General features: G+C 58.2%; 18 protein-coding genes and 1 tRNA gene. 5 read left to right on the top strand and 14 right to left on the bottom strand.

The window, feature by feature from the left end; translation table 11 throughout:
• The 3 genes from J0X15_RS11270 to J0X15_RS11260 form a co-directional block, all read right to left on the bottom strand.
• Positions 1 to 321 (bottom strand): AzlD family protein, encoded by a 321-nt coding sequence (locus tag J0X15_RS11270; protein ID WP_206940698.1) that lies wholly within the window; start codon positions 319 to 321, stop codon positions 1 to 3.
• Complete coding sequence (locus tag J0X15_RS11265) at positions 314 to 1018, bottom strand: AzlC family ABC transporter permease (protein ID WP_206940696.1); 705 nt, start codon at positions 1016 to 1018, stop codon at positions 314 to 316. The genes J0X15_RS11270 and J0X15_RS11265 overlap by 8 nt, the downstream gene beginning before the upstream one ends.
• Positions 1019 to 1234: 216 nt before the next feature.
• Positions 1235 to 2062 carry a sulfite exporter TauE/SafE family protein gene (locus tag J0X15_RS11260; RefSeq protein WP_206940694.1) on the bottom strand — a complete coding sequence of 276 codons (828 nt, stop codon included), beginning with the start codon at positions 2060 to 2062 and terminating at the stop codon, positions 1235 to 1237.
• Between the two features lie 193 nt (positions 2063 to 2255).
• On the opposite strand from J0X15_RS11260, the gene J0X15_RS11255 reads away from it, so the two are divergent.
• Positions 2256 to 2798 carry a DUF3291 domain-containing protein gene (locus J0X15_RS11255; protein ID WP_206940693.1) on the top strand — a complete coding sequence of 181 codons (543 nt, stop codon included), beginning with the start codon at positions 2256 to 2258 and terminating at the stop codon, positions 2796 to 2798.
• A 68-nt stretch (positions 2799 to 2866) separates the two neighbouring features.
• Here the strand turns inward: J0X15_RS11255 and J0X15_RS11250 are convergent.
• The 4 genes from J0X15_RS11250 to J0X15_RS20285 form a co-directional block, all read right to left on the bottom strand.
• Positions 2867 to 2943 (bottom strand) — tRNA-His (locus J0X15_RS11250).
• 334 nt (positions 2944 to 3277) lie between these two features.
• Positions 3278 to 3796, bottom strand: coding sequence for a phasin (locus J0X15_RS11245; protein ID WP_206940692.1), 519 nt, complete (start codon positions 3794 to 3796; stop codon positions 3278 to 3280).
• Positions 3797 to 4100: 304 nt separating this feature from the next.
• On the bottom strand, positions 4101 to 4484 hold the full coding sequence (locus J0X15_RS11240) for a phasin (RefSeq protein WP_206940691.1): 384 nt from the start codon (positions 4482 to 4484) through the stop codon (positions 4101 to 4103).
• A 235-nt stretch (positions 4485 to 4719) separates the two neighbouring features.
• Positions 4720 to 4851 (bottom strand): hypothetical protein, encoded by a 132-nt coding sequence (locus J0X15_RS20285; RefSeq protein ID WP_269439416.1) that lies wholly within the window; start codon positions 4849 to 4851, stop codon positions 4720 to 4722.
• A gap of 233 nt (positions 4852 to 5084) precedes the next feature.
• On the opposite strand from J0X15_RS20285, the gene J0X15_RS20185 reads away from it, so the two are divergent.
• From J0X15_RS20185 to J0X15_RS11225, 3 genes are all read left to right on the top strand, one after another.
• Positions 5085 to 10007: an ATP-binding protein gene (locus J0X15_RS20185; RefSeq protein ID WP_206940690.1), complete on the top strand. Its 4923-nt coding sequence runs from the start codon at positions 5085 to 5087 to the stop codon at positions 10005 to 10007.
• Between the two features lie 303 nt (positions 10008 to 10310).
• Positions 10311 to 11357: a Fe(3+) ABC transporter substrate-binding protein gene (locus tag J0X15_RS11230; protein ID WP_206940689.1), complete on the top strand. Its 1047-nt coding sequence runs from the start codon at positions 10311 to 10313 to the stop codon at positions 11355 to 11357.
• A gap of 75 nt (positions 11358 to 11432) precedes the next feature.
• Entirely contained in the window at positions 11433 to 13151 is a 1719-nt protein-coding gene (locus tag J0X15_RS11225) for an ABC transporter permease (protein WP_209015257.1), read from the top strand.
• A gap of 92 nt (positions 13152 to 13243) precedes the next feature.
• On the opposite strand, the gene J0X15_RS11220 is transcribed toward J0X15_RS11225, so the two are convergent.
• Positions 13244 to 13873, bottom strand: a complete 630-nt coding sequence (locus J0X15_RS11220) for a CoA transferase subunit B (RefSeq protein WP_206940688.1) — start codon at positions 13871 to 13873, stop codon at positions 13244 to 13246.
• A 10-nt stretch (positions 13874 to 13883) separates the two neighbouring features.
• Entirely contained in the window at positions 13884 to 14579 is a 696-nt protein-coding gene (locus tag J0X15_RS11215) for a CoA transferase subunit A (RefSeq protein ID WP_206940687.1), read from the bottom strand.
• Between the two features lie 246 nt (positions 14580 to 14825).
• On the opposite strand from J0X15_RS11215, the gene J0X15_RS11210 reads away from it, so the two are divergent.
• Entirely contained in the window at positions 14826 to 15068 is a 243-nt protein-coding gene (locus J0X15_RS11210; RefSeq protein ID WP_206940686.1) for a DUF6460 domain-containing protein, read from the top strand.
• 74 nt (positions 15069 to 15142) lie between these two features.
• On the opposite strand, the gene J0X15_RS11205 is transcribed toward J0X15_RS11210, so the two are convergent.
• From J0X15_RS11205 to J0X15_RS11185, 5 genes are all read right to left on the bottom strand, one after another.
• Entirely contained in the window at positions 15143 to 15964 is an 822-nt protein-coding gene (locus J0X15_RS11205; protein WP_206940684.1) for an ABC transporter permease, read from the bottom strand.
• Positions 15961 to 16884, bottom strand: coding sequence for an ABC transporter permease subunit (locus tag J0X15_RS11200; RefSeq protein WP_206940682.1), 924 nt, complete (start codon positions 16882 to 16884; stop codon positions 15961 to 15963). Before J0X15_RS11200 ends, J0X15_RS11205 begins: the two co-directional genes overlap by 4 nt.
• Positions 16885 to 16905: 21 nt before the next feature.
• Entirely contained in the window at positions 16906 to 18087 is a 1182-nt protein-coding gene (locus J0X15_RS11195) for an ABC transporter ATP-binding protein (protein ID WP_206940680.1), read from the bottom strand.
• A gap of 402 nt (positions 18088 to 18489) precedes the next feature.
• Entirely contained in the window at positions 18490 to 19581 is a 1092-nt protein-coding gene (locus J0X15_RS11190; protein ID WP_206940678.1) for a polyamine ABC transporter substrate-binding protein, read from the bottom strand.
• Positions 19582 to 19732: 151 nt separating this feature from the next.
• Positions 19733 to 21193, bottom strand: coding sequence for a glutamine synthetase family protein (locus J0X15_RS11185; protein WP_209015256.1), 1461 nt, complete (start codon positions 21191 to 21193; stop codon positions 19733 to 19735).
• Positions 21194 to 21307 lie beyond the last annotated feature (114 nt).

Genomic DNA, 21307 nt, shown 5'->3' with positions numbered 1-21307 from the left:
TCAAATGCCGAAGTGACGGAAGATTGCGGCTGCGGCAACGCCGCCGAACACCGCGACAAAGTCCTTGCGGATCAACGCCATGATGGCCACGGCGACGACGAGGCTCAGGCCGAGCGCCAAATCACCCTTCAGCACAATCGGCAGGATCGTGGAGACGATAATCGCCCCCGGCAATGCTTCAAGGCCGCGACGGGTGCGGTCTGTCAGGGGCAGACGCCCCATCAGCCAGAAGCCGCCAGCGCGCATGAAATAGGTCACGCCGGTCATCATGGCGACGGCTGCGATGAACATCAGGTCTGCAGAGAAATACGGATCAGTCATTGAGATAGGCCCCAGCGAAAGCCCCGGCCAGAGCGCCGGTCAACACCCCCCAATAGCCGCCGAACAGAGTCCAGGTCGCAGTGGCAACAAGGCCTGCCAGCGCCCAGCCTACGGTTTGCCTGCGGCCTTTCCACAGTGGCACAAGAAGTGCGGCGAAGAAGGCCGGCAAAACAACGTCGAGGCCCCAGTCCTGCGGGTTCTCGATCAAACTGCCGAAGAAGTAGCCGGGGAGCACTGACAGACACCAGACAACCCAGAGCAACAGACCGCTGCCCAGAAGAACGCCCCAGTCGCGGTGGCCCTCATCATAGTGACGCACGGCCAGAAGCCAGTTGATGTCGGTGAGTACGAACAGGGTCGGATAAACCTGCCAGGCCGGTTGCCCCCCCATCCACGGCCGCAAGCTGGCCCCGACAAGCAGCATGCGCATGTTGACGGCCGCCACCACGCCGGCCATGGCCAGTGCAACGCCCCAGTTTATCGGATCGCGGTAAACTTCCATCGCCACGAACTGCGACGCACCGGCAAAGACAAGGCCCTGCATCATCATCGTTTCCAGCAAGGTCAGGCCTTTCTGGGCGGCCACCGTTCCGAAGACGGCACCAAGCGCAATGGAGCCGGGCAGAATGGCAAGGCACAGGCGCGCGCCAAGCAGGATGCCGTTCAGGCTGATCGTGACGGGGGAGGAAGAGGACATGGATCTCCGGCCCGAGGCACACTCCGCAGGCGCAGTTATCGAGACCGGGCACAACATGCGCCGATCCACTCAAGGGGAATGGGAAAAGCTGGCGCGACTTGTGTCACACCAGCTCAACAGAATTCCAACAGTGCCCCAACATCAGGGAAAACACCAATAAAAATCCTTGATGAACCCATCATCCCACGCAAGGAGCGAGACTGTGGGCCGATCCACTCAGAACATCACATCATAGATCATGCGCAGACCGGTGAAGCCCAGGAACAGCGCAAACACCAGCTTGAGCTTTGACGGATCAATCGCATGAGCGATCTTGGCCCCCAGCGGCGCGGTATAGGTGGACGCCGGAATGATCAGGATAAAGCCGATCAGATTGACATAGCCGAGCGACAGTGGCGGGCGGCCTTCAACGCCGAGGCCGAAGAAGATCGACAGCAGCGTGCCGGGAATGGCGATGATCAGCCCGATAGCCGCAGCGGTCCCGACAGCCTTGCGGATCGGATAGGAGAACAGCGTCAGGGTTGGCACGCCCAAAGTGCCGCCGCCGATGCCCATCATCACCGAGATGCCGCCAATCAGCATGCCGATCAATTCCTTGACCGGTGAGCCTGGCAAATCATCAGCCAATGAGGCGCCGTCCTTGCGGAGCAGCATATTGGCGGAAACCACGAGAGCCACAACGCCGAACACCAGCGTCAGTGTGCCACCAGAGACGTTGCCAGCCAGGGTGGCTCCGCCCAGAACGCCCAGAGCAATGGCCCACCACCAGCGTTTCAGCAAATCCACATCGACACTACCGCGCTTCCAGTGAGCGCGGGCGGAAGACGTCCCGGTTGCCAGAATTGTCGCCAGAGAGGTGCCGACAGCGACATGCATGAGCACGTCCTGATCCAGTCCGAGACCGGAGAACATGTAATAGAGGACTGGCACGATCACGATGCCACCACCAACGCCCAACAGTCCGGCAATGATGCCCGCAACCACGCCCGTGGCCAGCAGCGCACCGGCCAAAAGCCCCATTGAGGCAAGGCTCAAGTCTTCCATTTGGTTTCCCCCTCGTATCGCAAGCTCGAAGCTCGTCGTCTTGTTGCGCAGCTTGATACCCGTCTGTTTGACCGGAGGAAACGATAATTATAGCCTCAACCGGCATCACAACAGGTCTTCACATTCTCAATTGCATACAATTTTTATCACAAAAGGCAAATATGTCGACAATTCTCTCGCCTCATTTCATCAAATGAGCAGCTTTATCCTCGCAGCCTACACGTTCGCCCTGTTCCACGACCGCTACGAATCCGAAAGGATCTCCGGATTTCGTGACGCCGAGCCGGGAGCTTTTGCCGCGATTGAGCAAGCGCCCGGCTTTCTCGGACGCTCAGGCTATGAAGGTGATGAAGGTCCGAAGAGTTGGGGAGAGCAGGTTTTCCCAAGGTTCTGGGTCGACAACGGCGACGGCTTTGCCCCTTCCACCCTGTCAGTGTGGGAGACCCCGGAAGCCCTGGCTGCGGCGACCTATCACGGTCGCCACGGGGCAGCCTTTCGGCGCGGGCGGGAGTGGAACATCCTGCCGGAAAGCTGGCCTGGCTATGTGATGTGGTGGGTGGATGTCTCGCACCGGCCTGATTGGAGCGAAGCCGTGGCTCGACACGAGCATCTGGCGGATCATGGCGATAGCGCCCACGCCTTTTCGTTCAAGGCGCTGTTTGATCCCCACGGCCAGCCGCTGCGCCTCGACAACCGCCGGACCAAGTCCCTAGGCGCCAATCTGTCGAGATCATAGATCATCCCCGTCATGTCCCTGAAAAGGGTTGTCGACGGACGGCACGATCAAATTTTTACAGGAAGAAATGGTACAGACGAGTGGGTTCGAACCACCGACCTTCGGAGCCACAATCCGACGCTCTAACCAACTGAGCTACGTCTGCACGGGCAATGAGCCAACACCGAAAACCGTCCGGGTGACCTCATCAGGTGGCGCGGAACATAGGGGCGTTCCGCAGCCTTTGCAAGGGGGCTTCTAGCGTTGTTTCGAACTGTCCACAAGGGGTCAATTCGACCTTTTTCGACCACCAAAGCTACCCTGGCTTTTCAAAGCAGGCGAGCTTGAATACGACAACACCGCCGCAAACGGACCACGACTCCCGAACTGAATAAGTCCGAAAAATGCTGCGGAGCCGTCGCGGCGGTGTTTGAAATTTCACGCAAGCCACCCCTGATCAGGCGGCTTGGCGTTATCGTCTCAGACCGGGTTACAAAGCCTTAGGCGACTTTGAATTCCTTGGTAGCCTTGTCCACTGCGGACTTTACCGGAGCACCAAGTTCTGTAGAGAGCTTGGTGGCAAATTCCTGCATGTCCTTGGCCTGGGATGTCAGAGCGTCGAACTGCTGACGGGCAAAGCTGGACTGAAGCTCAATCACTTCGGCGACCGACTTGGCGGAAACCACGTCCTTCCAGAAGGAGAAAGTGGCGTCGGTGTTTGTCTTGGCAAGATCGACTGCCTTATGATTGAACTCAACCGCGCCCTGGCGGGAGGTCTCAAAGGAATCTTCCATCATGTCCGTTGCTTCTTCAGCAGCAGACTTGACCTTGTCGTAAGCGTCGCGCGCCTGAGAAATACCCTTCTCGGTGGCTTCGCGAACAGAGTCTGGAACTTCCATGCTCGGCATCGCGAAAGCTTCGAAATCCATGAAAGGATTTCCAGCGGCGGCGCCGGTCTTGGTGGATTTTGTAGTGCGGCCCTTAGGGGCTGTTTTGGCAGTGGTTGCTGCGTCAGTCATGATGTCTTCTCCATTTTTGAACGGACGCGATCATCATTTCGAGCAATTCCAACGAACCTGATCTCTTTATCGCGGCTCGTCAGTGTCGTCATCCGTGACCTGAATATAGGGGCGCACCTGCTGCATTGCAATATATTTATTGCGGTGCACAATAAACAAACAGCCACACAGGAGAGGAGAACTAACTCTCCACCTGTGTGGCCGATGAAAATATGTTCTACGTCAAGGACTTCCACGGACAGCGCTTCAGAAAGAAGACAGAAATATTTTTCTGTTTCAGCCTGCGGCGCCTTTCAAAAACGGCTTATTCCTTGGCAGCGTCGCTGGCCTTCTTGGCAGCCTTGGTCGCAGTCGCGCTCAGGTCACGGGTCTGCTCTCCGAGAGATTCCATCTGCTTGCGCATATAGTCACGCTGTAGGGAAACAACCTCATCGACATCCTTGGCACGCACCATCTGCTGCGCAAACTTGAAAGCCGCATCAACATGCTCTTCCGCATAGCTGAGGGTTTTCTTGTTCACGTCGGTCGCACCAGACTGTGCCACACTGGCCGAGCCTTCGACATTCGCGACAGCTTTCTGGGTCATCGACATGAAATCATCAAACGCCTTGCGCGCCTGGTCGACGCTCTTGTCAGCGAAGTCACGCATTTGGTCCGGCACTTCGAACCCGCTTTTGTCATTGGCCATTCATTGCTTCCTTGCACTCGGATCACGACGAAGGAGACCATCCTCAAAAAGGCCCGACCGCACCTACCGCGCGGCTGTCGCCCGCCAACCGGGCAGCCCTTGAAATCAAGGCGTCTCTAAAGTTCATGGAGGCTGGAGGTTTTTCTGGGACAAGTCCAGTCAGGTTTTACCCACTGGTCATGCCGAACCTCTTCTTGTTTCAAACGGCGGGACGGGCTGGAAGCCCAAGGCTCGGTCACCCGATCATCACCGGACCCGGAACGCGAGATGTGCCGCTGCGGACCATATCGTGCAGGCCCGCCATGGAGATCTCGGCTCCGAAACGTCTTTCAAGTCTTACCGTATAAATCCAGCTCCAAACCGACATGGCCAATCCTCCCACGGACCATTTCAGTTAGGCTGTCAGATCTTTACCATGAGACATGAGGGACCGCAAATATTACACTGGCAATTAACCACGCCTTCATGTCCCGGGACTTAGACCACGCCCTCCCGTGGACGAACGGGCTGAATACCGTTATTAACAAGGTATTTACCACCGCCGACCCGAAGCAACGTTTGCCGGATATAGTCACCTGCCTGAGCCTGCGGAGCCGCTCCATGGATACCCACCTAAAAACCTTCATGGAAATCAGCTCTTTGCCAGCGGTTTCGACGCTGCTGGAGGACCCCAGGGCTGCCTGGGTCTGGTCTGCTGACGGCGCCCGGATCCTCTGGGCCAATGCCGCTGGTGCCCGGTTCTTTTCCGTCAAGGATGCCGATGGCCTGACGCATCTGAGTGCGCTTGCCAAGTCCCCTGCCCGTCCGCACATCGCCCGGATTGCCACCAGCGGTCCGGAAGACCGGATGACGACGGATCGGCTGCGGTTTTATCGCGGCCTGCGGGTTATGCTGCTGACTTGCCAGGGACAAAGGCTAACCCTGCCGAATGGTCATTCAGCAGCGCTTGTCATCTGCGCCGACCGCAGTCTGGCGCTAACCGACGCGCCGCTTCCCGCCTATCTCGACCTCATCGCCGGACGCAACCGGACGGCGGCCGTGCTCGATGCAGCAGGCGCCGTTCTTGCTCAATCCGGTGACCTGGATCTGGCAACCGCCAGCTTCCCCCAAAGCGTACATGCCTCCGGCGAAACAGGCGGCAACGACTTCCTGGTGCTGGACGGCATGAGGCATACGAGCCTGAAGGCTGCCGCCGCTGATACGGTCCTGATCCTGGCTGAGAACACCGGTTCCGGCCCATGGCTGCCCGACATTGAGCCGGGCATTGAGATTGAGGAAGAGACTGCGGCCTCTCTTTTGGAAACAGATGAATTCACAACGGACGATGCAACGGCCCAAGAGGGCCCTCAGGTCGAGGATGCTCAAGCCACTGACGAAGACGCCGCCCTGAGTCACGCGCAGATCGAGGAGCCTGCTTCGGAGTTTGAGCCACCTGTCGAAACCGCGGGTGCCGATCTGCCGGTACATCCTTATGCCCTGAGCCTGCCTGCGGGAGCAGAAAGCGGCTGGGGTCGTGCCCAGGACATGGAAATTGCCGAGCCGGCCGAGGCGGATGAAAAGGCTGAGACCGAGGAGACGGAAGACGCCTCGCTTGCACTTGAAGAGACCAAAGCAGTTGAGCATTCTTCGTCCGGCAAGCCGACAGCAGCAGTCGACGATGCGGGGCAAGCCGACACAGCAGTGGCAGAGTCTGACGAGGCCATCAACGATGCCGATGAGCCTGCGGCAGAGGTTGCAGCTGAACCTGCAGCTTCCGAGGTCTCCGAGATGGCCGAGCCAGAAGGCTTTGTCTTCCAGCCACGCCGCCGTCCGATCCGCTTTGCCTGGCAGATGGATCTCGAACAGCGCTTTACCTTTATGTCCGACGAGTTCAGCGAAGCACTTGGTCCGACTGCTGGCGACATCGTCGGCCTCACCTGGCGCGAAGTCGCGCTCCGGTTCGGCCTCGATACCCGCGGTGAGATTTCACGTGCCCTCGACCGTCGGGACACCTGGAGCGGCAAGACCGTGCTCTGGCCGGTCAGCGGTGCGCAGCTGCGTGTTCCTGTCGACATGGCGGCTCTGCCGGCCTTCGATCGGGACCGGATCTTTGAAGGCTATCGCGGCTTTGGTGTCTGCCGTTTGGTCGATATGGTCGAAGACAAGAATGCACCTCTCGCAGAAGAACCGGCCGCTCTACCGTCTTCTGATGACGATTATGATGCCGACAGTCTGAATGCGGAGAAGGAGACCGGTGTTACAGATGAGGGCCTGACGAGCGACGGGTCCATTCCCGCGCATGCCGCTTCGACAGCCACCGGCGCACTCCTGACCTCGGAGGCCAATGCTGCGGACGCTGCTGACGCCTCAGACACGCCTGATGCGACTGCATTGAGCGAACAGAGCGATGCGCTAATTGAAGAGCAGGCAGAAGAAGAGCCAGAACTGGCATCTGATACGGCCTCTGACGCAAGCGCCGACGCGCAATTCACCGAAGACGAACAGCCGACGGAAGAAACAGAGCCCGTTTCGCCTTTCACCGCAACGGAAACCCCGCCCTTCGATCTGACCCCGATCAAGCATCAGCGTGAGCCCAATGGGGGAGGCCTGGCCCTTGGCGCCCGAGCGTCTGCACTGATCAGTGGCCTGGCCGCACGCGCTGGTGGTTATTTCACACCAGAAATGACGGATACCGCGTCAGGTCGCACCACCGCTTCTGTACGCCACACGGAACAGCCCAAGGCCGAGACGGCAGCAGATACCCCCTCTGACGACATCAAGACAGAAGCGCCGACAGCTGAGAGCAGCGAAAGTGTACTCCTGACGCCGACCGAGACCCCTGAAGAATCAACCGTCGACGCGCAGACGGACACGCTCTCTCTCGAAACGGAAATGGACGCTGCAAGCCTGCCGATCTCGGACGAAGTGACGGAAAGCACCGCTGTTCTGGGCGCCCCCCAAGACGATGACGCGATTGCGGATGCCCCTTCTGAGCCCGCTGAAGAGACCGACCTTCTGGCCAACGCCGGCGATGACCACAGCAGCAATGCGTCACAGATTGGGTTTTCCGAACGGGAGGATGTAGCTGAGGTCTCATCCGATGAGACACCGTCGGATGAGACACCGGCAGATGAGACCGTTCCCGAGGAGGCTCCGGAGCCATCAGCAGAAGACGAACAGCCATCGCTTGAGCAGGACGATGCCAATCCGCTGCTGAGCCTGCACGAGGCAGAAATTGACGCCGAAGAAGGTGTGCTTACTGGCATTCAGGGCAAGCAAGCGCTCAACCCAAAGGATATCGAGACCGCTGTCGCCAGCCTCGCCAAGAGCTACAAGAGCGGCACGCCTGTCAAAACATCGACCGAAGATGATGTCACGGCTGTGCCGGTCCAGACATCGCGCGACCTTTTCACACCGAAGTCCACGGACGTGCCGGCAGCGGAAAATGACGACCTGCCGTCCGCTATCGAGACGTCTGCCCAAACCGAAGATGATACCCCGGCTTCCGAAAGCATTTCTTCTCAGACCGAAAACGAGGCGAAGGATGGGGACGACGATGTATCCGGTGCCGATGAAGAAAGTTTTCGCAGTGAGACGACAGACTATCTGGCGGCAGATCTGGCAGAAGAATTCAACGAAGACCTGCTGACGCTGGACGATGAGGAGCGCTCGACGCCTCGCTCTGCAGGTCCGCAGCTGGACGACACATCTTCTGACGTCCCTGTTAAGCCGACCACTGAAACCGAAGGCACCACAGAGGAAGCCGAAGTGGCGGTTCCGGCCAGCAACGTGGTCCCCATGCCGCGTCGACGCGCTCATCTGGTGCCTGTGGATACCTCCCGACTTTCAAAGCCGGAGATCGCCGCGTTCCGCAAGATTGCCGAAGCCCTTGGGGCGCGGCTTGAAGACGATCTGGTCGAAGACGAACCGCCACTGGATCCGGAACTCGCCGCGAAGGTCGAACGTGACACCACGCCACCCAGCGCTGGTCCGATTGATCCGCGCCTGCTGGATCGGCTGCCAATCGGCATTGCCATCGTTCGCGACCGGGATGTGCTCTACGCCAATGACACCCTGCTTGGCCTGCTCGGCTACACCGGTTTGCAGGCCCTGACCGAAGCCGGTGGTCTGGAAGCGGTCTTCGCCGATGATGATGACGATTTTCCCGATACCGAGCTGGAAGGTACAATCGACGGCACACTGAAGGTGCGGCTCGCCGAGGGTGGATCCCGCAAGGTCGATGCTCGCATGCACACGGTTCCATGGAATGGCGGCCAGGGCCTGATGATCTCGATCATGGAACGGGCGGCGGAAACCGTACCTGTTCGGGCTGCCAGCCAGACAGCCGTCCTGACCGATTTCCCCTCACCTGCCTTCGCCGCTCGCACAGAACAGGAGACGCTGGAGAGTGAGCTGTCCAAGGCCCGTGAGCGTGTCGACGAGCTCGATGCCATCCTGGAGACCGCGACAGACGGCGTGTTGGTCATGGATCGCTACGGCACCATCTTGAAGTCCAACCGGTCGGCGGAAGCCCTGTTTTCCACCAGCCGCGGAGATATCGTCGGCGAGGCGCTGACCAGCTTCCTGGCGCCGGAAAGTCACCGCTCCGCCCTCGACTACCTCGACGGACTGTCGCGCAACGGTGTCGCCAGCCTGCTGAATGACGGACGCGAGGTTCTGGGACAGGTCACTTCGGGGGGACTGATCCCGCTGTTCATGACCATTGGCCGCGTTACGGGCAGCGGCGACCAGACGAAATTCTGCGCCGTCCTGCGTGACATAACGAACTGGAAGAAGGCCGAGGAGGAACTGACCGAGGCCAAGCGTCAGGCAGAAAACGCCAGTTCACAGAAGTCAGACTTCCTGGCCAAGATCAGTCATGAAATCCGCACGCCACTGAATGCCATCATCGGCTTTTCGGAGGTCATGATCGAGGAACGCTTCGGCCCGATTGGTGGCGAGCGCTACAAGGAATATCTCAAGGACGTACGCACCTCTGGCGCGCATATTCTGAGCCTGATCAACGACCTGCTTGATCTGTCGAAGATCGAAGCCGGCAAGATGGATCTGCAATTCTCTGCCGTGTCCTCCAATGAGGTCATTCGCGAATGCGTGGCGCTGATGCAACCACAAGCCAACCGCGACCGGGTGATCATCCGCGCCAGCTTGCCGGATGCCGTGCCGAATGTGGTCGCCGATCCGCGCTCCCTGCGTCAGATCACGCTGAATTTGCTGTCCAACGCCATCAAGTTCAACAAGTCCGGAGGCCAGGTGATCATCTCCACCGCACTGGAAGACAATGGCGAGGTGGTTCTGCGGGTACGCGATACAGGTCCGGGCATGAGCGAGAGAGATCTGTCGGCGGCGATGGAGCCGTTCCGCCAGCTGCACACATCGCGTCTGGGAGGGGGCACAGGCCTCGGCCTGCCGCTGACCAAGGCGCTGACCGAAGCCAACCGGGCGAATTTCCATATCGACTCCACCCCGAAACAGGGCACTCTGGTCGAGATCCGGTTTCCCTCGCAGCGGGTGCTGGCTGAGTAATAGCGACTTATCGAGACCATCAGATTGAGGGCGTCCGCGGTGCACCAACTCCGGGCGCCCTTCACTTTTAAGTCAGGACAAAGGGTCGCAGAAAAACATCGCGACCCGGCGCATCCCGGACTTTCTGAAAAATTGCCTGTAAATTCAGAGGCCTACATTCATGTATTATCAACACGCTCAACTCCTTTTGGAATTCTTCTAAACTATTGATTTAAAAGCGTTCGTTGACAGCCTTCAGGCTCGCAACCATAGTCTCGTCTCCATATCAGAGACCGTCCATAACGGCGATAAAGGGAGAAAAACATGACACGCAACTGGCATCGGCTGGCTCTGGCCACCATTTCCTGCATTCCGCTTTCTCTGGCCCTTCCGGCCGCATCGCAAGCCGAAGAAGTCAACATCTACTCCTATCGCCAGCCATATCTGATCCAGCCACTGCTGGACGCTTTTGAAGAAAAAACCGGCATTAAGACCAATGTGGTCTTTTCCAACAAGGGGCTCGGCGAACGTATCGCAACGGAAGGTGAGAACTCACCCGTAGATGTCATGCTGACTGTGGATATCGGACGACTGTCCGGCGCCAAGGACCTTGGTATCACTGCTCCCATTCCGGCTGAGCAGCTGGAAGGCACAGTTCCGGCAGAATTTCAGGACCCCGACGGCGCCTGGATCGGACTGACCAGCCGTGCGCGGATCGTCTATGCATCGCGTGAACGCGTCGAACAGGACAGCATCGACTACGAGGACCTGGCCGACCCGAAATGGCGTGGCCGTATCTGCACCCGCTCGGGCCAGCATGACTACACGCTCGGCCTGATCGCCTCGATGATCGCCCATCATGGCGAAGCAGAAACCGAAACCTGGTTGACCGCTGTTCGCGATAATCTCGCCCGCAAGCCGACCGGCAACGATCGCGCACAGGTCAAGTCGATCTACGCCGGCGAATGCGACATCGCCCTTGGCAACACCTATTACATGGGTCAGATGGAAACCAACGATAAGGATCCGGAACAAAAGGAATGGGCTGCTTCCGTCAAGCTGCTTTACCCGAATTCGGACAATCGCGGCAGCCATGTCAACCTGTCCGGGGTGGTTCTTGCCAAATATGCGCCACACAAGGAAGCGGCCATGAAGTTCATCAGCTTCCTGACTTCGCATCAGGCCCAGGGCATCTATGCCGAGACCAATTTCGAATACCCGGTCGATCCGGAGGTTCCTGTTTCAGAGCGCGTCCTGTCGTGGGGAACCTTGAAGCCGGACAGCCTCCCCTTGCACGAAGTCGCCGACTTCCGTAAAGCAGCAAGCGAAATGGTGGACCGCGTCGGCTTCGACAACGGACCCCAGAGCTGAAAGACCGTTCAGTAGCGGGACAAACCGTCCCGCTACTGACACTTCCGGGGCCGGCCCCGATCAGGAGATGCATGCGTGATCGGTGATGCCGGCAAGAGTTCAGAGGGTGCGTGGTCAGGGCTGGCGCTGGTAGCGGCGGCCCTTGTGCTTATTCCCCTGCTTGCCATCGGCTGGATTGCGCTGTCGCCCGCTGGTGACGTCTGGCATCACCTGCTCACCACCGTCCTGCCTCGGTCTATGGCAACCACGCTGATCCTGATGGCCGGGGTCGGGGTATTGACCACCGTGCTGGGTGTCGGAACCGCCTGGCTCACCACCATGTGCCGGTTTCCAGGGCGTGGCTGGTTCGACTGGATCCTGCTGATCCCGCTGGCGATTCCGACCTATATCGTTGCTTTTGCTTATGTAGAGGCGCTCGATTACACCGGTCCGCTGCAGTCCGCCCTGCGATCCGTCTTTGGCTTCAAGACCTCACGTGACTACTGGTTTCCGGAAGTTCGATCGCTCGGCGGTGCGATCTTTGTGATGAGCCTTGTGCTCTATCCTTATGTCTACCTGACCAGCCGGGCGAGTTTCCTGATCCAGATCGCCTCGGTCTTCGACGTATCGCGGACGCTTGGCGCCTCTCCCTGGCGGGTGTTCTTCACCGTGGCCTTGCCGATGACCCGACCGGCAGCAGTCGTCGGTGTTTCCCTCGCGTTGATGGAGTGCCTCAACGACATCGGCGCCGTGACCTTCTTCGGTGTTCGCACGCTGACCTTCTCCGTCTATGAGACCTGGCTGAACCGATCCAGTCTGGAAGGCGCAGCTCAGCTGGCCGTTGCCATGCTGTTGATGGTGTTTGCCCTGTTGTGGGTCGAGCGCCAGGGACGACGGCATCAGAAATTCCACAACCATTCCACCAAGCACCTTCAGCCTTCGCGGTTCAAGTTGCAGGGCTGGCGCGCTACGGTTGCCTTTACCGCCTGTGCGCTGCCTGTGCTGCTCGGCTTCGGCATTCCAGCCTACATTCTGGTCAAGATGGCTTCTCGCAGGCTTGAGCAGCTTATGGACGGGGCGTTTCTCGCGGCGATCAGCAACAGCCTGTTTCTGGCCTGCATTGCATCGGTGCTGACCGTCAGTCTGTCTGTCGCCCTCGCCTATGGCATGCGCCTGCAAAAGAACGTCATCCTCTCCCTTGCCGTGCGGTTTTCCGCCATCGGCTATGCCATTCCCGGGACCATTCTGGCCGTCGGCATTCTGGTGCCTCTCGCCAATCTTGACGGCGTGCTCAATTCCTTTTCAAAGAGCACCTTCGGCTATGCAACCGGGCCGCTGCTGCTCGGCTCAGGCGTCGGGCTTATCTATGCCTACACAGTTCGGTTTCTGGCGATTTCCTTCGGCCAGATCGACAGCGGCTTTGCCAAGATCTCCCCCCACCTCGACATGGCATCCCGCACCCTGGGGCGCACAGCCTCGCAAACGCTCTGGCAGGTTCACCTGCCGATCCTCAAGCCGGTGCTTTTATCGGCTTTGCTGCTGACCTTTGTCGATTGCATGAAGGAACTGCCGGCGACCATTCTGCTGCGTCCTTTCAACTTCGAAACGCTGGCCACCACGGTCTTTGAAGCAGCCTCACGCGAGGCCTTCGAGGATGCCGCCCTGCCAGCGCTGGCGATTGTTCTTGTCGGGCTGCTGCCTGTCATCCTGCTGGCACGCACAAGCGCACAAAGCTTCCGCAGCAAGTCCTCAACGCGTCCGCCGCTGGAGGCCGCCGTCCCACTCGCCTCTCCCGACCTGTCAGCGGCAGAATAGGCCGTTATCAACGGCCCAATGAAAAACCGCCGATGCCCCAGGACACCGACGGTTCTTGCAATCTTGTGTTTGTGTCGAAGGCTTATGCGGCCTTAGTCGACCAGCGCAGCCTCAGTCTTGGACTTGACCTCGTCCAGTGTGATGCCCGGAGCCAGCTCAACCACTTTCAGACCATTGTCTGTGACGTCAAAGACACCCAGGTTGGTGATGATGCGGTCAACACAGCCAACCCCGGTCAGCGGCAGCGTGCATTCCTTCAAGAGCTTGGCATCTCCCTTCTTGGAGGCATGATCCATGACAATGACCACACGCTTGACGCCTGCGACCAGATCCATGGCGCCGCCCATGCCTTTGACCATCTTGCCCGGGATCATCCAGTTGGCGAGATCGCCTTTCTCGGAGACTTCCATCGCACCGAGGATCGACAGGTCGATGTGCCCGCCACGAATCATCGCGAAACTGTCAGCCGAGGAGAAATAACTCGTCTGCGGTAGCTCGGTGATGGTCTGTTTGCCAGCGTTGATCAGATCGGCATCCACTTCGTCGTCGGTCGGGAACGGCCCCATGCCGAGCATGCCGTTTTCCGACTGAAGGGCGACTTGAACGCCATCCGGAATGTAATTGGAAACCAGGGTCGGGATTCCGATACCCAGATTGACGTAGAAGCCGTCTTCCAGCTCCTGGGCGGCGCGCTTGGCCATATCGTCACGTGTCCAGCTCATGGTGCCCTCCTCAGGCCTGACGGATTGTGCGCTTTTCAATGCGCTTTTCGAATGATGCGGAAAGGATCCGGTCGACAAAGATACCTGCGGTGTGGATGTGGTCGGGATCCAGCTCACCGGTCTCGACGATCTCTTCCACTTCAACAATCGTGACTTTGCCTGCCGTGGCCATCATCGGGTTGAAATTGCGCGCAGTCTTGCGGAAGACGAGGTTGCCTTCCTTGTCGGCTTTCCACGCCTTGACCAATGCCACATCGGCCAACAATCCGGTTTCCAGAACATAGGTCTCGCCGTTGAAGTCCTTCAGTTCCTTGCCTTCAGCGATCAAAGTGCCAACGCCTGTTTTCGTGTAAAAACCCGGGATCCCGGCACCACCCGCGCGGATGCGCTCTGCCAATGTTCCCTGCGGATTGAACTCAAGCTCAAGTTCTCCATTCAGGTACTGACGCTCGAAAGTTGCGTTTTCACCGACGTAGGACGAGATCATCTTCTTGATCTGCCGGGTCTGCAACAACAGGCCCAGGCCGAAATCATCGACACCGGCGTTGTTGGAGATCGCGGTGATATCCTTTGTGCCGGTGTCCCGAAGAGCTGCGATCAGATTCTCCGGAATTCCGCACAAACCAAAGCCACCGGCCATGATCGTCATCCCGTCAAACACAACTCCCTCCAACGCGGCGGCCGCGTTCGGGTAAATCTTCTGCATATTCGTCTCCCAAGAAGATTGTCACCAGTTGGGGTCACTTGAAACCACATGTTGCAGAGCGTCAAGAGTGAAGCCGTCTTCACTTCGTGACTTTTTGGCAATCAAGGCCTCCGCATTTTCTCGCTGGACATATATACCAGCAGCGGCAACAAGACTTTCATCCCCGGTCTATTGCTTGACCATAGCGCAACCGGTCGCCACTGTCTTAACATGGGCGGTCTGAACGAGGTGATTTCGGAGCGAAGCTTGTCTCAATTCCTTTTGACGCTTTTGAAAATCTCCGGCTTTTCCCTGCTGGTCGGGATAGCACTGTCCGTCTTCGGCATTTCCGCTGCGGATCTTCTTGAAAGCATTGGCCTGACACCTCTCGATGTCTGGATCTACATCCTGAATGCCATCGACTGGGCGGTGCCGACGATGCTGCTTGGCGCGCTGATCGTGGTGCCGATCTGGATCGTGATCTTCTTGCTGCGCCCGCCCGGCAACTGATCTCTTTCGCAGATGCACAAAAGGGGAAGGCCATATGACCTTCCCCTTCGCGGTTCAGCTGTTTTCTTCAAACACTACCCTTGAGCGATAGCCGCCCGCTCGTCACGCTGGCGCTGGGTTTCCCTTCGCTTGGTCGTCACCGACGCGGCAATCACGCCCATGGTCACCAGGGCCACAAGGATCGTACAGACCGCGTTGATTTCCGGTGTGACCCCAAGGCGAACCTGCGAGTAGATCTTCATCGGCAGCGTCGTTGCCCCCGGTCCGGTGGTGAAGCTGGCGATGACCAGATCATCCAGCGACAGGGTGAAGGCCAGCATCCAACCGGCAATCACCGCAGGCAAGATGCCAGGCAGTGTGATGAGGAAGAACGTCTTGAAGGGCGGGCAGCCGAGATCTTCTGCCGCCTCCTCGATGCTTCGATCAAAGCCGACAAGACGCGACTGCACGACCACGGCGACGTAGCACATGCAAAAAGTGGTGTGTGCGATGATGATCGTCCAGAAACCGCGCGATTGATCAATCGCCACGAAGAGCAGCAACATTGACAGCCCGAGGATCACCTCGGGCATGACCAGTGGCGCAAAAATCATCCCCGAGAAGATTGTCCGCCCCGGAAACCGGCCCGAGCGAGAGAGCACCAGGGCAGCCATCGTGCCGAGCACCGTTGCAATGGATGCGGAGAGAAAAGCCACCTGCAAGGTGACTTTACCAGCGTCCAGAAGCTGCTTGTTATGGAACAACTCTCCATACCACTTGGTGGAGAAGCCTCCCCAGACCGTGACCAGACGCGATTCGTTAAATGAAAAGATCACCAACAGAACGATCGGCAGATAGAGGAAGGAAAATCCCACCACCAGCGACGTGACGTTGAACCAGGAGGGACCGTTTCTCATGCCTGTTTCTCCTGCATCTTCTGCTGATAATTCTGGAACAGCACAATAGGGATGACCAGCAACAGCAGCAGCAAGACCGCAACAGCCGACGAGACCGGCCAGTCCCGGTTGGAGAAAAATTCCACCCAGAGCGTCTTGCCAATCATCAAGGTGTTTGATCCGCCAAGAAGATCGGGGATGACGAATTCACCGACCGCCGGAATGAACACCAGAAAGCATCCGGCGATCATGCCGGGGATCGAGAGCGGAAAGGTGATCTTCCAGAAAGCCTTCCAAGAGGGGCAGCCAAGGTCTTCCGCCGCTTCAAGCAGACTGTCGTCAAGTTTTTCCAAAGAGGCGTAGAGCGGCAGAACCAGAAACGGCAGATAGGAATAGACGATGCCGATGTAGACGGCAGTGTTGGTGTTGAGGATCACCAGCGGCTGATCGATGACGCCAACCCACAAAAGCAGCTGATTGAGCAGCCCTTCATTCTTCAGGATACCGATCCAGGCGTAGACGCGGATCAGAAAGCTGGTCCAGAACGGCAGGATGATCAGCATCAGCAAGGTCGGACGCCAGGCCTTGGGCGAGCGCGCCATGCCGTAGGCAATCGGGTAGCCGACCAGCAAGGTGATGAAAGTCGAAATCCCTGCGATGACGACGCTGGAAATATAGGATTTCCAATAGAGATCGTCTTCCGTCAGCCAGATATAATTTTCAAAGGAGAGGTCAGAGAGCTTCTCGACGAAGGCACTCCAGCCGGAGGCAAGGTCGAATGTCGGAACATAAGGTGGCATCGCCACCGCGACCTCCGACAGGGAGATCTTCAGAACGATCAGAAACGGTGCCAGAAAGAACACCAACAGCCACAAATATGGGGCAGCAATCAGCGCCTTCGCGCCCAGGGATCGACGGGGTTTTGTCTGTGTCTGGCTCATGGCCTCACTCCTCCTCCACCATCACTTGGACAAGATGACGCCGGCATCGCGGCCCCAGCTCAAGGTCACCCTGTCTTCCCAGGTCAGTGGACGCTCTACCAATCGGGTCACATTGGCGATGGTCGACCGCAAGCTGGTTTCCTCAGCTTCACCGACCCGCGAGTGGAAGATTGAAACGTCGCCCAGATAGGCGATGTCCCAGACTTCCGCGCCGACCTGGTTGATTTCAGGTGTTTCCGTTTCTCCCAACTCGATGCGAACCTTTTCCGGACGCATGGCATACCAGACGGTATCGCCAACGCTGACGGTCGTGGTTTGCGAACTGTCGATCCGGCAGCCGATTCTCGGGGCATCCATGATTGTTCCGTCTTCTGACTTGGAAACAACCCTGGCTTCGATCAGGTTGATATCCCCAATGAAGTCCGCGACGAACTTGGAGTTGGGCGTTTCATAGATTTCCGAAGGTGTCGCGCATTGCATGATCTTGCCGGCATCCATGACGGCAATGCGGTCGGCCACGGTCATGGCTTCTTCCTGGTCGTGGGTGACGATGAGGAAAGTGGTCTTCAGCTCTTCCTGAATATTCATCAGCTCGAACTGGGTTTCCTCACGCAGCTTGCGATCCAGCGCGCCGAGCGGCTCGTCCAACAACAGAACTTTCGGCTTTTTCGCCAAGGCACGGGCCAGAGCTACGCGCTGGCGCTGACCGCCGGAGAGCTGGTGAGGCTTGCGTTTGCCAAAGGCCTCAAGCTTCGTCAGCCGCAGCATTTCAGTGACCCGCGCCGCGATGTCGGCTTTCGACATCCGATCCTGCTTCAGGCCGAAGGCAATGTTTGCCTCAACGCTCATATGTGGAAACAGCGCATAGGATTGGAACATCATGTTGGCCGGCCGCTTGTAAGGCGGCACACCGTGCATGTCCTGACCATCGATCAGGATGCTGCCCTCGGTCGGGGTCTCGAAACCCGCAAGCATGCGCATCATGGTGGTCTTGCCGCAGCCCGACCCCCCGAGAAGCGCAAAGAACTCGCGTTCGTAGATTTTCAGACTGAGATTGTCGACGGCGGTGAAATCGCCGAAGCGTTTGGTTACGTTCTGGAATTCAATGAACGGCGTTGCCGTGCTGTCTTCCCAAGGCGTAAACGTCCGGCGCACCGGCCCAATTGCTTTCTTTGCCAAGTACCCACCCCCTGGTCCCGCCATCGGCGGAATTGAAATTCAAACATTTGGCCAGATCCGAAAAGGATCGGCACGGTTCCCTGACGAGAAACACCTGCTTACAGAACCACCCTCGACCTACCTCGGGCGGGCTCCACCGGGCTCATGCCGGCTCCGCAGCTTCCCCGCGCAGACGCAAACACATGTTACCGATTGCAGCGGGTGTGTCTCTCAAAAAGACGGTTCAAAGAGTTGTTCGGTTCCCGGAATTCTTATTTTCTTTGAGACTGATAGCGGCATTCGGCTGCCAGGATTGCCCTGCAGGCTTTCGAGCGTGCAACGCCCGGTGAAACTTTCGCTCCGACCTGTCGCCCAAGCTTGAGCAGTGGCATCCTACCGTGCAACCGAAAAGCCCCGGACAGATTGTCCGGGGCTTTCGTTGTTGGATTACTGTCCGCTCTTCACGGATGTCCAGACGCGGGTCACAACCCGGTTCACCTTCGGCGGGTAAGCGGTGACGGTGTAAAGCTTCGACACAGTTTCCTCGCTTGGGTAGATCGCCGGATCGCCGATCACGTCTTCATTCAGGAATTCCTGAGACGCCTTGTTGCCGTTGGCGTAGTAGACGTAGTTGGACGCCTTCGCCATGACGTCGGCACGCATGATGTAGTTGAGGAACTCATGCGCTGCATCCGGATGCGGAGCATCTGCCGGGATCGCCATCTGGTCGAACCACATGAGAGCCCCCTGCTTCGGGATGGAGTATTCCACCGTCACACCGTTGTCGGCCTCTGCAGCACGATCACGGGCCTGTAGAATATCACCAGACCAACCGACTGCCAGGCAGATATCGCCATTGGCAAGTGCGTTGATGTACTCAGAAGAGTGGAACTTCTGAATGAACGGGCGGACCGTCTCCAGCAGCTCACCGGCCTTCTTGATGTCTTCCGGGTCCTTGCTGTCCGGGTCCAGGCCCAGGTAGTTCAAGGATGCCGGGATGATCTCAGTCGGCGCGTCCAGCATGAAGATGCCGCAAGCGGACAGTTTTTCTGCATTGGCCGGATCGAAGACCATATCCCAGCTATCGACCGGAGCATCGTCGCCCAGAGCTGCCTTGACCTTCTCAACGTTGTAGCCGAGGCCGGTGGTGCCCCACATGTAGTTGATCGAGTAATCATTGCCCGGATCGTATTTTTCCACGCGAGCTGAGATATCGGCCCACATGTTTTCCAGGTTGGTCAGCTTGGACTTGTCCAGCTTCATGAATACGCCAGCGGTGATCTGACGAGACAGGAAGGACCCGGTCGGAACCACGACATCATAGCCGGTGCCGCCAGCAAGCAGCTTGGTTTCGAGGATCTCGTTGCTGTCGAAGACATCGTATTTGACTTCGATGCCGGTTTCCTTGGTGAAATCTTCCAGGATCGACTCGTCGATGTAGTCCGACCAGTTGTAGACGTTGACGACCTTGTCTTGCGCAAGGGCCGAACCGCCCATCAGGCACAAGGCCGCAACACTCAAAATCAGATGTTTCTGCATATTAAACTCCACTCCAGAAGGTGCTCTGCCCGCCGTTCTCGACGTGTTGGCTTTATGACCCGACAGCCTGTTGGCCACCGAACGCTAAGTCAAAGGCCTGCTCCCATCAAGACGTGTTTCTCGTCTTACAAGCCCGTTTTCAAAAGCAGACTTACAAATAAGTCTGCCGTTCCAGGGATGAGATCTCACGGCCGAATTCGTTCAGCTCTTCCTTTTTGATCTCAGTCAGGACCTTGTGCATCTCATCGCCGACGGCGGCCTTCATGCGATCCGAAGCCTCGAACGCGTCAATCGCCTCATCCATCCAGGGTGTCAGCCGCTTGTTCTTGGCTTCATAAGCATTGCCGATGACCGGCGGCGGGGCCGGCTGCTTGTTTTCCAAGCCTTCCAGCATACCTGCCAATACACCAATCAGCACGAAATACGGATTGGCATCCGCACCGGCGATGCGATGTTCGATGCGCGTGGCTTCGGCACTGCTGGCCGGAACGCGCAGAGCGACCGAGCGGTTGTCGTAGCCCCAGCAGATTGACGTTGGAGCGTAAGAGCCCGGCTGCATCCGGCGGAAGCCGTTGAAGGTCGAGGTGAACAGCAGCAGTGCTTCCGGCATGGTCCTCAGCAAGCCGCTGATGGCATGGCCCAGACGGGTGCTTCCCTCCTCCGGACAAGCGAAGATGTTGCCGTTCTTGTCTTCCATGGAAACATGCACATGCATGCCATTGCCGGGCCATTCTACGAACGGCTTGGCCATGAAGGACGCTTTCAGATTGTGCTTGCGGGCAACTCCCTGCACAAGACGACGCAGCAAAACGGCATCGTCCGCAGCCTGCAGTGGATCGCGGCGATGATGCAAGTTCAGCTCAAACTGGCCGGGAGCGGCTTCCGATACGGCCGCATCGGCCGGGATATTCTGTAGCTCGGCGGCCCGACGCAGATCGTCCACCAGCGGCATCAACGCTTCCAGATCAGACAGGGCGTACATGTTCTGACGTGCCGGGCCGAGGTGGGTAGAGAACAACGGCTTGGGCTGATCGGTCCAATCGCCGTCGGTTTCTTCCAGAAGATAGAACTCCAGCTCAAACGCACAGGTCGCCGAAAGACCATGCTCCGCCAGGCGGTCGCACATTGATCTCAAGACATGCCGCGGATCCATCATGAAGGGCGCGCCCTCACGATCATACATCGACAACAACACCTGCGCCGTCTTGCGGTCGCTCCAAGGCACCAGCTTCAGGGTTTCCGGGACGGGCCAGCACAATGCGTCCCTGTCCCCGGTCTCGATATGCATGCCGGTGCTTTCAACTTCACGTCCCCAGACATCAAGTCCGAACAGCGAAAACGGAAAGGCCACGCCCTGCTCGAAGACCTTGGCAGTCGCATTGCCTGGCAACCACTTGCCGCGCAAGACCCCGTTGGTGTCGGGCAGCACCACTTCCAGCGTGTCGAGATCCGGATGTTCGGCGAGAAAGGCCTCGACACCCTTCTTCCAGCTCGTCTCATCGGGATGTTCGATGGTAAATTGCGGCAGATCGACCATGTCGAAAGGTATTCCCTTATTTTTGGGGCCAGCGATCTGGTGGCTTTCGCCCAATTCCCAGCCAAAGGAGTTCATCGGCCGGCCCACCGACCAGAAACAAGCTTGCTTGATCTGGACGACTCCATATGATTTCCAATATGTTGTGATCACATTTAGTGCGACTGTCAAGCAGCGCAGGCATGTCCCTCC

It is taken from the genome of Roseibium limicola (genome assembly GCF_017313085.1).
Taxonomy (GTDB): domain Bacteria; phylum Pseudomonadota; class Alphaproteobacteria; order Rhizobiales; family Stappiaceae; genus Roseibium; species Roseibium limicola.
This window is presented reverse-complemented; position numbering and strand designations above follow the sequence as displayed.